The sequence below is a fragment of the Exiguobacterium sp. FSL W8-0210 genome, from assembly GCF_038006045.1.
Lineage (GTDB): Bacteria > Bacillota > Bacilli > Exiguobacteriales > Exiguobacteriaceae > Exiguobacterium_A.
The window spans coordinates 1,922,252-1,936,809 of record NZ_JBBOUK010000001.1; the positions used below are offsets into that span (position 1 = coordinate 1,922,252).

Below are 14,558 nucleotides of genomic sequence, written 5' to 3' on the forward strand. Positions count from 1 at the left end.
ATTACTTTCCTCCTCGGATAACAGACTGAATGCCAGAGAATTTGCGATTCAACTGTTCGACCAACGCCTCGTACTCAATTTGATTGCGTGATAATTCAGACATCTCAAGATCGATATCGACACCATTTCCATCGTTACGCATCGTATTTGGTCGATCGACGATGCTACCAGAAGTTCCGATTGGTGCATGTCGCTTTAAACTCATTTTCATCTCTGAATCGAGCACATCTCCAAACGTGACACGCTTTGCCTTATACCCAGGCGTATCGACATTCGAGATGTTCTTAGCGATGACTTCCTGTGCCATAACCGTTCGATTGACAGCCTGTGTCATTACGTTATAGTCAGACCCTAACCAATTCATCTTCTTTCCTCCACTCATGGAAACTATATTTAAATTCACGACAAAAAGTAAGTCGTTAGTAACATATCTGAAATAATTGAAACAAATAGGTCAATGTTTGAAAAGAAGTTTTTTGAAAAATAGGGTAATGAGATGTTATTAATCTGTTTTTTATTCCCTTTTCTTATAAAAATGATAAATAATACCTAGTCAAACAAAAAAAGACTTAGTGCTTAGCTAGGTCTTCAGTCTGAAGACAAAGCGTAATTTTTCTCTTAACGAGAAGGATTGCGCTTTTTTTGTTCATCTCGAATCGTTTTCCTGGGACAAGCATCGCGTCGCTTCACTTCGTTGCAGGGGCGCTCCTGCTTGTTTTTCCCTAGGAAGCGATTTCGAGTGAACAACACGCTTCTTCCTTCTTTCTTCTGGGTATAAAAAAAGTAAAAACGAAGAAGGAGGAGGACTTCCAATGATGGGTAAGAGAGATCACCATCATCGATCAGAACATGTCACCATCACATTGGAACAACTGGTCCCGCAGGACCATCTTGTGCGCAAAATTGATGCGGTCATCGATGTCGACTTCATCTACCGTGCCGTCGAGAAATTGTATAGCGAAAACACCGGTAGACCAAGCATCGACCCCGTTCTGTTAATTAAAATGGCACTTCTCCAATATGTATTCAGTATTCCTTCCATGCGACGTACTATCAAAGAGATTGAGACTAATGTGGCGTACCGTTGGTTTTTAGGTCTTGGGCTGGATGAAAAGGTACCCCATTTCTCTACGTTTGGGAAGAACTACGTCCGTCGCTTTCAGGGTACGGACGTCTTCGAAAGTATTTTTTATCGCGTGCTCACCCAGGGGGTCGAAGCTGAATTTGTGGACCCTTTGGTCCTGTTCATCGACTCCACCCATATCAAGGCGAACGCAAACAAACGGAAGTACAAGAAGAAGCTCGTTCGACGCGCTGCCCAACAGTACAAAGACGAACTCGATCAAGAAGTCAACGAGGATCGGATCCTCCATGGAAAAAAGCCCTTCACCCCCAAGACGAAGAGTGTTGAAGAACATCAGATAAAGGAGAGTACGACAGATCCGGAGAGCGGCTATTACGTGAAGGGGGAACGTGAGAAGCAATTCGCTTATTCGTGTCATACCGCCTGTGATCGACATGGTTTTGTCCTAGGGATGATCGTGACACCCGGCAATGTCCACGATAGTGTCGTCTTCCCTTCTCTTCTTCAAACTGTCACGGAACACTTCGGGAAACCATTCGCCGTCGTTGCCGATGCTGCCTATAAGACGATTCCGATTGCTCGCCGTCTTCGCGAACAAGATATTCTAGCAGTCTTCCCTTATACACGCCCCGGAGGGGTAAAAGGGATGTTAAAGGGATGTTAAAGAAGAAGGACTTCTTTTATGACGAATACTATGACTGTTATCTTTGTGAGAACAACCAAGTCCTCCGTTACCGGACGACGACACAGGAGGGATACCGGGAGTATGTCTCTGATCCTCGTATTTGCGAGGCATGTCTACTCCTTTCACAGTGTACGAAGAGTCGTGACCATAGAAAAGTCATCCTCCGTCATCTCTGGCAAGAAGCGATGGACGAAGTCGAGCATCTCAGACATACAGATGTGAATCGAGCGTTGTATCGAAAACGTCAGGAAACAATCGAACGTGTCTTCGCAGACGCGAAAGAGAAGCATGGCATGCGTTGGACCCGCTACCGCGGAGTGAAAAAAACGACGCTTCAAGCGATGCTTACTTTCATTGCCCTGAACCTCAAAAAGCTTGCAAATTGGTCTTGGGATTCCTATGGGAATCCACGTGTCTTTAACATTTTGGTGATCAATACATACAACAAACCCTCATTTCGATCACGAAATGAGGGTTTGTCTACAATCTGAAGACCTAGTGCTTAACTAGGTCTTCTCTCTATAAGCAGCAATTCCCTTTTTAGTTCGATTTAATTCGTTCTAATTCATATAGGAAATTATCGTTTAAGATTTTGATGTATGTTCCCTTCATCCCGAGCGAACGTGACTCGATGACTCCTGCACTTTCGAGCTTACGAAGCGCATTGACGATGACGGAACGAGTAATACCGACACGATCCGCAATCTTTGAAGCGACGAGTAACCCTTCATTTCCTTCAAGCTCTTCGAAGATATGCTCAATCGCTTCGAGTTCCGAATAAGACAGTGAATTGATCGCCATCTGAACGACAGCTTTCTTCCGTGCTTTATCTTCCGCCTCATGAGCCTTCTCACGAAGGATCTCCATCCCGACGACTGTCGCACCATACTCCGCAAGCACGAGGTCTTCTTCGTTGAAGTCTTCCACCATACGACCGAGGACAAGCGTACCAAGGCGTTCTCCACCACCGATGATTGGTACGATCGTCGTTTTCGACGTTTCGAACGTGTCACGGTTATCGACCGGAAATGCCGTATGTTCGCTATCGATGGCAATGTTTGCCGTCGTTTCCGTGACGTTAAATAATTTTTTCGTGTAATCTTCCGGGAATTGGCGTTCTTCCAAGAAACCACGGACCCGGTCATTTTCGATTTGTTGCTTAATTGCGATACCTAGTAACTTACCGCGTCGACTTACGATGAATGTGTTCGATTCCATAACTTCGCTGAGCCGATCAGCCATGACCTTGAAATCAACATGTGTGCTTGCTTCTTGTTGTAACATCGTATTCAGCTTCCGCGTTTTCGCCAATAAATTCATTTTTTCTTCCTCCACTTTATAAGATGAACTGACTTAAGTCTCGATCATCTGCTACTTTTCCAACACGATCCGTCACGTATTGTGGCGTGATCGTTACATCCGTTTCAGGCATGTCTGCTGCTTCGAAGGATAATTCTTCAAGTACGCGCTCCATGATCGTATACAAGCGCCGCGCTCCGATATTATCCGTCTCATCGTTTACCTGTGCAGCAATCCGTGCAATTTCACGAATGGCTTCTTCTGTAAAGGTGACATGAACGTGCTCTGCCCCTAGTAATGCTTTATATTGTTTGAGTAATGCTTGATTCGGTTCAGTTAAAATTTTAACAAAGTCATCTTCCGTCAAACTGTCGAGTTCGACACGGATCGGGAAACGACCTTGGAGTTCAGGAATCAGATCAGACGGTTTCGCCATATGGAATGCACCCGCAGCGATGAACAAGATATGATCCGTCTTTACTGGTCCATATTTCGTGACGATCGTCGATCCTTCAACGATTGGTAAGATGTCTCGTTGAACACCTTCTCGTGAAACACCTGCTGAATCATGTCCCTTTGTCGCAATCTTATCAATCTCATCAACGAAAATGATGCCCATTTGTTCTGCACGGCGGACCGCTTCGTCATGAACTTCATTTAAGTCAAGCAATCGTTCCGCTTCTTCTGCTGTCAAAATCGGACGTGCTTCCTTAACAGTAAGCTGGCGCTTCTTCGTTTTCTTCGGCATGACTTGTCCAAGCATATCCTGAAGATTTGCGAGCCCCTCCATGCCTTGTTGTCCGGAAAATAAATCAACTTGACGTTCTTCAACATCGACCTCGATCATTCGATCTTCGAGTTGACCTGTCAGCAATTGCTGACGGAGTAGCGAACGATCAGCTGTCGCTTCCGATGTATCTGGCTCTTGCTGCTTTTGGTTCCCACCGAACAACATCTCAAACGGATTCGTTCCACCCCCGAGACCAGATGACGCTTTTTTGCCAGACAATGCATCAACGATTCGTTCGTTCGCCACTGCCTCCGCTCGATCCTTGAGCGCTTCTTTTTTCTCATCTTTGACAAGACGCAGAGACGCTTCCACGAGATCCCGCACCATTGACTCCACATCACGACCGACGTACCCTACCTCAGTGAACTTCGTTGCTTCAATCTTGACGAACGGCGCTCGGACGAGTTTCGCGAGGCGTCGCGCAATTTCAGTCTTTCCGACACCGGTCGGTCCGATCATCAGAATGTTCTTCGGTGTGACTTCGTCCCGCATCGATGCATCGAGTAACTGTCGACGGTACCGATTACGTAAAGCAATTGCCACCGCACGTTTAGCATCTGCTTGTCCGATGACATGTTCATTCAACTTCTCGACGATTTGTCTTGGCGTCAATTCATGCATGGTCATTGCCTCCGATCGTTTCTAGGATGATTTGATCGTTCGTAAAGACACAGAGTTCACCAGCCGTCTCAAGAGCTGCGCGGGCGATCTCCTCTGCTGTGAGATGACTTGCATGTCGAGCTAAAGCGCGACCTGCTGCAAGCGCATAATTACCACCTGAACCGATTGCGAGAATGCCGTCATCCGGTTCGATGACTTCCCCGTTTCCGGATACAAGTAAGAGATGTGTTCCATCCATGACGAGTAAGAGTGCTTCTAGTTGACGCAACATCTTATCGCCTCGCCATTCCTTTGCCAGCTCAACTGCTGCCCGTTGTAAGTTCCCGTTATACATTTCAAGCTTCGCTTCGAATTTTTCAAAGAGTGTGAACGCGTCCGCGACACTTCCAGCAAATCCGGCAATGACTTTGCCACCATAGAGGCGCCGTACTTTTTTCGCACTTTTCTTCATGATGACTTGGTTTCCGAAAGTCACCTGTCCGTCTCCGCTCATCGCGGATTGTCCGTTATGTTGAATCGCAAAAATCGTCGTTGCATGAAACATCAATGTTTCCTCCCTTAGGCACGAGGATGTGCTTGTTGATAAACATGTCGTAATCGTTCCGTCGTTACGTGTGTATACTGACCAGTCGTCGACAGCGATGCGTGTCCAAGTAACTCCTGGACCGCTCGCAAATCGGCGCCTCTTTCCAGTAAATCTGTCGCGAAACTATGACGAAGCGCATGTGGTGTCACATGTTTCCCAACGAGTTGTTCCCCTTTTTTCATGATTTTCCGAATCGCATCCGTCGTCAATCGACGCCCTGAATGAGACAAGAACAACGCTTGCTCATGACCTGCGATTGGATCTCGTGATGGTAAGTACAGTTCTAATGCATCTTTAGCAAAGGTTCCGATTGGTGCGATGCGTTCCTTCCCACCTTTTCCATACACATGGACGTAGGAGTGATCAGTAGCGAGATCACGAAGATCTAGTTGAACGACCTCGCTGACCCGCATACCCGTCGCATATAAAAGTTCTACTAACGCCACATTCCGGTTGCCAAGCGTATCACTCGATCGAAAGGCATCGAGGAAACGTTCATATTCCGTTGGGACGAGGAATGTCGGAAGTCCTTGTTGTCGTTTTGGTGCTTTTAATCCATCGAATGGATTAGGCTCATCGGTGTCACGTGTCAAAAAACGACCAAATTGTTTGAGGCAGGAAACTTTTTGTGCAATCGTTGCCCGCGCTAGCTCCTGATCGTAAAGAGCATACAAATAACGCCGTGCACTTGCCAATTCAATCGATCGTAACTGATGATCGCGGCAAAAAGCGGCGTATTGTCGAAGTGTTTGATCATAAGAGCGACCTGTATTCGGAGATAATTGACGTTCAATATGAACATACCGCATAAAATCTTCTAGCAGTCGCTCAAAAGCAGTGTCTATCCCCATGAATGCGCCCCCTTCTGACCATTTCATTCTCGAATCGCCCTTAGCATAGCACAGACCAAGTAGTCTGACAATAGACCAAAAACCGAAAAATTAACGAAATTATCACGCTTTTATGACAAATTAAGAAATGGGGAGAAAGAGCGCTAAATCACGCCTTTCTCCCCATCAAAAATCACATATCCGTGAAATCTTTGATTGCTTCAAGTGCTCGCTCTGCGTAGAGCGCATACTTCTCAGGTTTTTTCATTCGAACCGGATGACCGACGAGTGCTGGTACCAATCCGAAGTTGGCATTCATTGGCTGGAAGTTCTTCCCTTCCGTCGTCGTGATATAGTGCGACATCGCACCCATCATCGTTTCCTGCGGGAACGTAACCGGTTCCGCCTCATTGATGAGACGTGCCGCATTGATTCCTGCTGTTAAGCCGGACGCTGCTGACTCGACGTACCCTTCGACACCTGTCATTTGACCAGCAAAGAACAAGTCGTCACGTGTACGTGTCTGATACGTTGGTTTCAACAAATTCGGTGAGTTAACGAACGTGTTACGGTGCATGACACCATAACGGACGATTTCTGCATTCTCAAGACCAGGAATCAAGCGAATGATCCGCTTTTGTTCGCCCCATTTCAAATGTGTCTGGAAGCCGACAAGGTTGAACAATGTTCCAGCTGAGTTATCCTGACGCAATTGAACGACAGCATATGGTCGTTTGCCTGTCTTCGGATCTTCCAGTCCGACTGGCTTCATTGGTCCGAACAAGAGTGTTTTCGGTCCGCGAGAAGCGAGAACTTCAAATGGCATACAGCCCTCGAAATAAATCTCTTTTTCAAATTCCTTCAGTGGGACGACTTCCGCATTGATCAGCTCATCATAGAAGAGCTGGAATTCTTCTTCCGTCATTGGACAATTCAAGTAGGCAGCTTCGCCTTTATCATATCGTGATTTCAGGTAAACCTTCTCACGATCGATCGTGTCTCCATCGAGAATCGGTGCCGCTGCATCGAAGAAGTATAGGTAATCTTCACCTGTGAATTGTTTAAGTGATTCCGATAATGCCGCACTCGTCAACGGACCCGTCGCAACGATCGTCGGACCATCTGGAATCGCTTCGATTTCTTCATGATGGACTGTAACGTTCGGGTGGTTTTTCAACGTTTCCGTCACATATCCTGCGAAGTCATGCCGATCGACAGCAAGTGCTCCACCTGCTGGAACGCTCGCTAAGTCTGCTGCTTTCATGATCAAGGAATCGAGCTGACGCATCTCTTCCTTTAAGACACCAACTGCGTTCGTTAACTGGTTCGCTCGAAGTGAGTTCGAACAGACGAGTTCAGCGAATTGGTCTGTATGGTGCGCGGGTGTCTGTTTGACAGGCCGCATTTCATATAAATCTACTTGTACGCCGCGTTTTGCAAGTTGCCATGCTGCTTCAGAACCTGCAAGTCCCGCGCCGATTACCGTTACACGTTTCAACGGTTATTCCTCCTCTTGCTCCTGATCGATGCGTGTTTCATGATGTCCACAAGATGTACATTCTACTTTCACACCGTTCTTGATTTTCTTTTGTACCATCATACTACTACATACCGGACATGGTTCTTCGACCGGTTTATCCCATGAGACGAACTCACACTCCGGATAGTTCGAACAACCGTAGAACAAACGTCCTTTTTTACTACGACGTTCGACGATGTCGCCCGTTCTACATGTCGGACACTTCACACCGATCTCGACTTGGATCGGTTTAGTGTTACGACACTCTGGGAAGTTCGAGCACGCCATGAACTTGCCATAACGACCCATCTTGATGACCATCGGATGACCACAGACTTCACAATCTTCTCCAGCCGGTTCATCTTTGATTTCAATCTTCTCGATTTCTGCTTCTGCTCGTGTCAGACGCTTTGCAAAGGACTTATAGATTGGATCGACGACTTCCGTCCACTGCATGTCACCTTTTTCGATCGCATCGAGTAAAGCTTCCATGTCTGCCGTGAACTGGACAGTGATGAACTCTTGGAAATAGTCGCTGATCATATCGATGACGAGTTCACCGAGTTCCGTTGGTAAGAATTTCTTCTCTTCAAGCGTCACGTAACCCCGTTTTTGAATCGTATCGAGCGTCGGCGCATACGTCGACGGACGACCGATACCGAGCTCTTCCATCGCCCGGACGAGACGTGCTTCCGTATAACGCGGCGGTGGTTGTGTAAAGTGTTGTTTCGGTTCGATTGCTGATTTTTTCAACTCTTCCCCTTCATCGAGTGGAGGAAGTAGTCCTTCCTTGACGTCTGAAACCGCCTCATCATCGGTATCTTCGATGTAAACCTTCATGAAGCCTGGGAATTTAACAGTTGATCCGTTCGCACGGAACATAACATCGTTCGAGACAAGGTCAATTTTGACGGTATCGAGAATTGCTGGCGCCATCTGACTTGCGACGAATCGTTCCCAGATCAGCTTATATAAACGGAATTGGTCACGCGATAGATACGATTTAACGAGTTGTGGTTCACGCATTGTCGAAGTCGGACGAACCGCTTCGTGCGCATCCTGTGAGTTCGCTGATTTCTTTTCTTTACGTTTCTCGCTTGCGATGTATTCTTTTCCGTACGCCTGCTCAATGAACCCGTGTGCTTCGAGGTTCGCCGAATCTGACGTCCGTGTCGAATCGGTACGCATATACGTAATCAAACCGACTGTACCTTCTTTTCCAATTTCGATTCCTTCGTATAGCTGTTGTGCGATCATCATCGTCTTCTTCGCTCGGAAGTTCAGCTTACGTGCTGCTTCCTGTTGCAAAGAACTCGTCGTAAACGGTAACGCCGGATTCCGTTTCCGCTCTTTTTTCGTGACGGAATCAACTGTAAAGTCTTCTGAGAGTTGATTCAAGATTTGATCGACTTCTTCTTGCGAATGAAGTTCACGCTTCTTGCCATCGACTCCGTAGAAGTTCGCTTCGAGCTTTTCACCGTTTGCATCGAGTTCGAGTTTGATCGTCCAGTATTCTTCAGGCATGAACGCATTGATTTCTTGTTCACGATCGATGATCATCTTGACGGCAACGGATTGAACGCGTCCCGCAGATAACCCTTTTTTAATCTTCTTCCATAATAACGGACTCATGCTGTAACCAACAAGGCGGTCCAAGATACGACGGGCTTGCTGCGCATCGACAAGATCATAGTTGAGCTTGCGTGGTCGCTTGAACGAATCCTTGATGGCATCTTTCGTGATTTCATTGAAGACGACGCGGCACTCCGTTGATTCATCAACGCCTAATGCTTTAGCTAAATGCCATGCGATCGCTTCCCCTTCACGGTCGGGGTCGGCTGCGAGATAGATTTTTTGTGCTTTTTTCGCAGCTGTCTTGAGTTCTTTTAAGACCGGACCTTTACCACGGATCGTGATATATTTCGGTTCATAGTCATGTTCGACGTCGACTCCCATTTGGCTTTTCGGCAAGTCAATGACGTGCCCCATCGACGCTTTCACGGTATAGTTGGATCCGAGATAACGTTTAATGGTTTTTGCCTTAGCGGGTGACTCGACGATTACTAGATATTTTGCCATTGCAATCGCTCCCTATTAGAGGCGTACTCGTATTTTAATCTCACTTATCATAGTAGTCTCGATTCCCATTTGTCAACGTTCAGCCGAATACTTTTTGAAACTTCTTCCGGATCAAGGAGTGGAATCGCTCCTTCTGCGATCAATTGATTCGTTCCGGTAAAGAACGATTCCGTGGGACAACCCGGCAAACAATAGACATCTTTTCCTTGGTCAAGCGCATGACTGGCAGTATTCATCGTACCGCTTCGTTTCGCCGCTTCGACGATGATCAATGATGAAGATAATCCAGCAATGATCCGGTTCCGTTCTAGAAATTGAAATTTTTGAATAGGAGTTCCGGGTGGATATTCAGAGAGAAGAAGACCGTTCGAGAGGATGCGTTCAAAAAGAGAAGCATGGGAAGTAGGATATAGACGATCAAATCCTCCTGCGAGAACCGCAATCGTTGTCTGCTGATGTTTTAAGGACAAGCGATGGACGAGGGCATCGATACCATAGGCACCTCCGGAAACGGTGGCGAGATCTGGATGAAAGAAGGGTTGCAAGAAACGCATGCGGGAAAGATGGTGCGGTGAGGGGGTTCGACTACCGATGATACTGACGCGTGGAAGTGTTAGGCGGGACGGATCACCGCGGTAAAAGAGGGCATAGACCGGTTGAGGGATCGTCAGTAACACAGTCGGAAACAGTGGATCTCCTTTGACTAGAATCGACTCTTCGATCCAATCAAGCTGTAATGCTTGTTCATACCGTTTTCGAAGACGCGTCGAAACGGGTAATTCATGACTTGGAACGATTCCGAATTGCTCAATCAATCGGACGATCGTGTACGGTACCTGACACATGGCGAAGCGGACATACAGTTCACGTTTCATGAGATCAGCGCTCCTTATTTAAGCTTCTTATTTATATAGAAGAAAGCCGTCCTGATTTGATCAGGACAGCTTCTTTTTTTGATTTATTTGACTGTGCTGTTCGTCACGCACTCGTCATAGATCCCTGCTTCTTTGATGACACGGATTAACGTCTCACCAATGACAGCTGGTGTTTCTGCCACTTCGATTCCGTTTGCACGGAGTGTCTTGATTTTTTCAGCAGCTGTTCCTTTACCGCCAGATATGATCGCACCTGCGTGACCCATCCGTTTGCCGGCAGGAGCTGTTTGACCACCGATGAAACCAATGACTGGTTTCGTCATGTTCGCTTTGACCCACTCAGCTGCTTCTTCTTCAGCTGTTCCACCGATTTCCCCTAACATGATAACGGCTTTTGTTTCTGGATCTTCATTGAATGCTTTGAGCGTATCGATGAAGTCCGTTCCATTGACCGGGTCGCCCCCGATACCAACAGCTGTCGATTGACCGATGCCAGCCGTCGTTAATTGATGGACAGCTTCATATGTCAAAGTCCCAGAACGTGAGACGATACCGACATGACCTGGTGTATGGATGTATCCTGGCATGATACCAAGTTTCGCGACACCTGGAGTGATGACGCCCGGGCAGTTCGGTCCGATGAGACGAACTGGTTTTCCTTCGAGGTAACGTTTTACTTTGACCATATCAAGAACTGGAATACCTTCCGTGATACAGATGATCAACGCGATGTTCGCATCTGCTGCTTCCATGATTGCATCCGCTGCGAATGCTGGTGGTACGTAGATGATCGATGCGTTCGCACCTGTTTTGTCGACCGCTTGTGCGACCGTATCGAAGACAGGAACACCACCAAGTACTTCCGTACCGCCTTTTCCTGGTGTGACACCACCTACGAGGTTTGTTCCGTAGTCGATCATCTGTTCACCATGGAACATCCCTTGATTACCTGTAATCCCTTGAATAATGACTTTCGTCGATTCGTTCACCCAAATACTCATCTTTAGCTCCCCCTTACTTCACGAGCGCAGCAATTTTTTCTGCGCCGTCTGCCATTGATGTAGCTGCTGTAATCGCTAGACCTGAATCTTTGAGAATTTGTTTTCCTGCATCAACGTTCGTCCCTTCAAGACGAACGACGAGCGGCAATTCGAGACCGACTTCTTTTGTCGCCGCAACGATACCTTCTGCGATGACGTCACATTTCATGATTCCACCGAAAATGTTAACGAAAATCCCTTTAACGTTCTCATCCGACAAGATCAGTTTGAAGGCTTCTGTTACCTTCTCCTTCGTCGCACCACCACCGACATCAAGGAAGTTCGCAGGATCACCACTGAAGTGTTTGATGATATCCATCGTTGCCATGGCAAGACCAGCACCATTGACGAGGCAGCCGATATTTCCATCGAGCGCGATGTAGTTCAAATCACTCTTCGATGCTTCGACTTCGCGTGGATCTTCTTCTGTTTCATCACGTAACGCCACGATGTCCGCATGACGATATAATGCGTTCGAGTCGAAGTTCAACTTCGCGTCCAGCGCGAGAACTTCGCCATCCTTCGTCGTAACGAGTGGGTTAATTTCTGCGATTGAACAATCCTTGTCGACGAAGAAATTATAAAGTTTCGTGACCATACCGACGAACTTGTTGACGAGCTTCACAGGAACACCCATTGCGAACGCAAGTTTACGCGCTTGGAATCCTTGAAGACCAACTGCAGGATCGACGACTTCTTTAATGATTTTTTCCGGTGTCGCTTCCGCCACCTCTTCGATGTCCATACCACCTTCGCTTGATCCCATGATGACGACACGTCCTGTCACACGATCAAGTACGATTCCAAGATAGTATTCTTTATCAATCGCACAGCCTTCTTCGACGAGAAGACGTTGAACGACTTTTCCTTCGGGACCTGTTTGGTGCGTGACGAGCGTTTTGCCGAGTAACTCCGTCGCATATTCCTTCACTTCTTCTTGCGATTTCGCAAGCTTGACGCCACCTGCTTTACCGCGTCCCCCCGCGTGAATTTGAGCTTTGACGACTTTAATCGGGCCTGACAATTGTTCTGATGCATCGACCGCCTCTTCGACGGTGAAGGCTGCGATTCCGTTTGGTACGGGTACCCCGTACGAACGAAGTAATTCTTTTGCCTGATACTCATGTACATTCATGAAAAAATCCCCCTTAACCCCTTTAGTTTCGGCTCTTTCATTGTAGTTAAAATTGGAAGCGCTGTCTATCGTTATCGACCGAAAGCTTTATTTTTTCAGAATTCCATCTTGATCAAGACGATATAAAAAGGCGAATAATTCGGCAATGACACCGTATAGTTCTTCTGGGATCTGTTCTGATACTTGAACAGCATCCAGTAACGTCATCAACGTTTCGTCCTGCCGGATCGGAATATCATGTTTTAATGCCTCTTCTAAAATCCGTTCTGCGATGTGTTCCGATCCCTTAGCAACGACTTTTGGGGCATGCATCTGTTCTTCGTATGATAGAGCTATTGCTTTTTTCATATATGAAGATCCACCCTTCCGTTACGCGTTGAGATATCATGCGGTACGCGCTCTTTGGTCTGTTCAACCCAATCGAATCGCGTCAATGCATAGCCTTGTTCCTCAAGACGAGTCTGGATTTGCGGTGTGTAGGCTTGCATGAACGTATTGACGTGCGCATTTGGATGAAAGACGGAAATCGAAACATTTCGGTCTGCGATCAAGACGTCGACAGCGACCTCACCGAGCGTTGGTAATTGAAGATATAAGACGACACGGGCATGATTCGGATCAAACGTCCGTTCGAACGGTGCTTCCATCATGAGATCCACATCTTCGAATGGTCCAAATTGAGGTAATTGAAATAAATAGACTCCTTTCCCTGTTTCGTTCGTTGCTTGGACGAGTTGTTGCGCTAAAATCTGATCACTCGTCTTTCGATCAAGCGTTCGACCTGTCTCGTCACCCTTTGCCAGTTGAACGAGTTCGGTAAGGGCGTGTTTTAACTGCTTCGCTTCTCCTTCCGTCACCGGTTGACCAATTTGCCTTAGGAGTTCCCGTGTTTCCGCAGTCGGTACCGTCTGGCGTTGTAAAAAGGAGTCGAGTAACTGGGGGAGAGCCGACTTTTGCGGAACAGACTCGGTCGAGATGATTTTTAAAACCGGTTGTCCCTCTGCTGAAACGACTTGGAAGCGATACATGTTCCCTTCTTTTAGTTCAGCCGTCGTTCCTGCCGTCAAGACGCGTTGACCGACTTGGAGTTCCATTAATCCGTCGGGCAACAGCTTCAATACTTTACCGACGATGTTTGCGCCTTCCCGTAACGGTAGGTTCGCATGATCGATGATTTTAAATGGAAGTAAGGCACGATGTTCGATTTGCATGCTCGATTCCTCCTAAAGACGTTCTTTGACAGGACGGAATGTTTTCCGGTGAATCGGTGTGACGCCCAGTGTATCGAGCGCTTGTAAATGTATGGGTGTTCCGTAACCTGCGTGTGTTTCAAATCCATATCCCGGATACTCGATTGCGTATTGTTCCATCATCGCATCTCGTGTCTCTTTCGCAACGACACTTGCAGCAGCAATCGAGACACTTCGCGCATCTCCTTTGATAAGAGAGAGTTGTGGTGTATCGTCGTCGAGTGTCATCGCATCGACAAGTAAGGCATCCGGTTGCAATTGGTGTACTGCGTCTTGCATCGCCCGTTTCGATGCTTGATAGATGTTGATTTCGTCGATTTCAGCCGGTTCGATGATGCCGATTGCAATCTCAGCCACTTCTTGCAGATGCTTCAGTGCCGCTTGCCGCTGTACTTTACTCATCTGTTTTGAATCCGTTAGTCCTGGATGATAGAATCCGTCTGGTAAGATGACAGCTGCTGCGACGACCGGACCAGCTAGTGGACCTCGCCCGACTTCGTCCACTCCTGCAATTCGAACGTATCCTTGCTGACGATACTCGTCTTCAAATGCGAGTCGTTCCTTGAAATCGATCCGTTGCTGCTCTTCGTGCGCAAATCGTCGTTCTGTCTGACGAAACAGTGTATGCACCCCTTTTCGCGTATCTGACGCCAGTTCCTGCTTTAACTGAATAAATTCTTCTAGTGTTGCTTTTTGCAATCGTTCTTTTAATTCTGCTATCTTCATACATCCTGCTCCTTTGAAAAAAACTTGGACATCAAAGGA

13 protein-coding genes and 1 pseudogene are annotated in these 14,558 nt (G+C 47.1%); 1 reads left to right on the forward strand and 13 read right to left on the reverse strand.

All coding sequences use genetic code 11. The annotated features are described in order from the left end of the window. Window position 1 precedes the first annotated feature (1 nt). Window positions 2-364, reverse strand: coding sequence for a flagellar basal body rod protein FlgB (flgB, locus tag MKY22_RS10190; RefSeq protein ID WP_341088669.1), 363 nt, complete (start codon window positions 362-364; stop codon window positions 2-4). A 448-nt stretch (window positions 365-812) separates the two neighbouring features. On the opposite strand from flgB, the pseudogene MKY22_RS10195 reads away from it, so the two are divergent. Next, a pseudogene (locus tag MKY22_RS10195) lies at window positions 813-2,260 on the forward strand (IS1182 family transposase). 49 nt (window positions 2,261-2,309) lie between these two features. Here MKY22_RS10195 and codY read toward each other — a convergent pair. The 12 genes from codY to MKY22_RS10255 all read right to left on the reverse strand — a co-directional run bounded on the left by codY (window position 2,310) and on the right by MKY22_RS10255 (window position 14,519). Continuing rightward, the gene (gene codY, locus MKY22_RS10200; RefSeq protein WP_023468725.1) at window positions 2,310-3,089 is read right to left on the reverse strand and encodes a GTP-sensing pleiotropic transcriptional regulator CodY; all 780 of its coding nucleotides are present in this window, start codon (window positions 3,087-3,089) and stop codon (window positions 2,310-2,312) included. Window positions 3,090-3,105: 16 nt separating this feature from the next. Then, window positions 3,106-4,479, reverse strand: coding sequence for an ATP-dependent protease ATPase subunit HslU (gene hslU / locus MKY22_RS10205; RefSeq protein ID WP_035406964.1), 1,374 nt, complete (start codon window positions 4,477-4,479; stop codon window positions 3,106-3,108). Then, a complete protein-coding gene (gene hslV, locus MKY22_RS10210) occupies window positions 4,472-5,023 on the reverse strand; it encodes an ATP-dependent protease subunit HslV (protein ID WP_023468727.1) in 552 nt (183 codons plus the stop codon). The genes hslU and hslV overlap by 8 nt, the downstream gene beginning before the upstream one ends. 14 nt (window positions 5,024-5,037) lie before the next feature. Next, window positions 5,038-5,943, reverse strand: a complete 906-nt coding sequence (locus tag MKY22_RS10215) for a tyrosine recombinase XerC (protein WP_251137861.1) — start codon at window positions 5,941-5,943, stop codon at window positions 5,038-5,040. A 145-nt stretch (window positions 5,944-6,088) separates the two neighbouring features. Beyond that, complete coding sequence (gene trmFO / locus MKY22_RS10220; RefSeq protein ID WP_058264804.1) at window positions 6,089-7,393, reverse strand: FADH(2)-oxidizing methylenetetrahydrofolate--tRNA-(uracil(54)-C(5))-methyltransferase TrmFO; 1,305 nt, start codon at window positions 7,391-7,393, stop codon at window positions 6,089-6,091. Between the two features lie 3 nt (window positions 7,394-7,396). Further along, window positions 7,397-9,493, reverse strand: a complete 2,097-nt coding sequence (gene topA / locus MKY22_RS10225; protein ID WP_290778027.1) for a type I DNA topoisomerase — start codon at window positions 9,491-9,493, stop codon at window positions 7,397-7,399. 47 nt (window positions 9,494-9,540) lie between these two features. Next, window positions 9,541-10,368, reverse strand: coding sequence for a DNA-processing protein DprA (gene dprA, locus MKY22_RS10230; RefSeq protein WP_341088680.1), 828 nt, complete (start codon window positions 10,366-10,368; stop codon window positions 9,541-9,543). Window positions 10,369-10,451: 83 nt separating this feature from the next. Beyond that, entirely contained in the window at window positions 10,452-11,369 is a 918-nt protein-coding gene (gene sucD, locus MKY22_RS10235) for a succinate--CoA ligase subunit alpha (RefSeq protein WP_035406957.1), read from the reverse strand. Between the two features lie 13 nt (window positions 11,370-11,382). Beyond that, entirely contained in the window at window positions 11,383-12,543 is a 1,161-nt protein-coding gene (sucC, locus tag MKY22_RS10240; RefSeq protein WP_023468732.1) for an ADP-forming succinate--CoA ligase subunit beta, read from the reverse strand. Between the two features lie 87 nt (window positions 12,544-12,630). Further along, a complete protein-coding gene (locus tag MKY22_RS10245; RefSeq protein ID WP_035406955.1) occupies window positions 12,631-12,891 on the reverse strand; it encodes an EscU/YscU/HrcU family type III secretion system export apparatus switch protein in 261 nt (86 codons plus the stop codon). Continuing rightward, window positions 12,888-13,754: a flagellar hook-length control protein FliK gene (locus MKY22_RS10250; protein ID WP_341088682.1), complete on the reverse strand. Its 867-nt coding sequence runs from the start codon at window positions 13,752-13,754 to the stop codon at window positions 12,888-12,890. Before MKY22_RS10250 ends, MKY22_RS10245 begins: the two co-directional genes overlap by 4 nt. A gap of 12 nt (window positions 13,755-13,766) precedes the next feature. Then, entirely contained in the window at window positions 13,767-14,519 is a 753-nt protein-coding gene (locus MKY22_RS10255) for a ribonuclease HII (RefSeq protein WP_290778039.1), read from the reverse strand. Window positions 14,520-14,558: the final 39 nt, after the last annotated feature.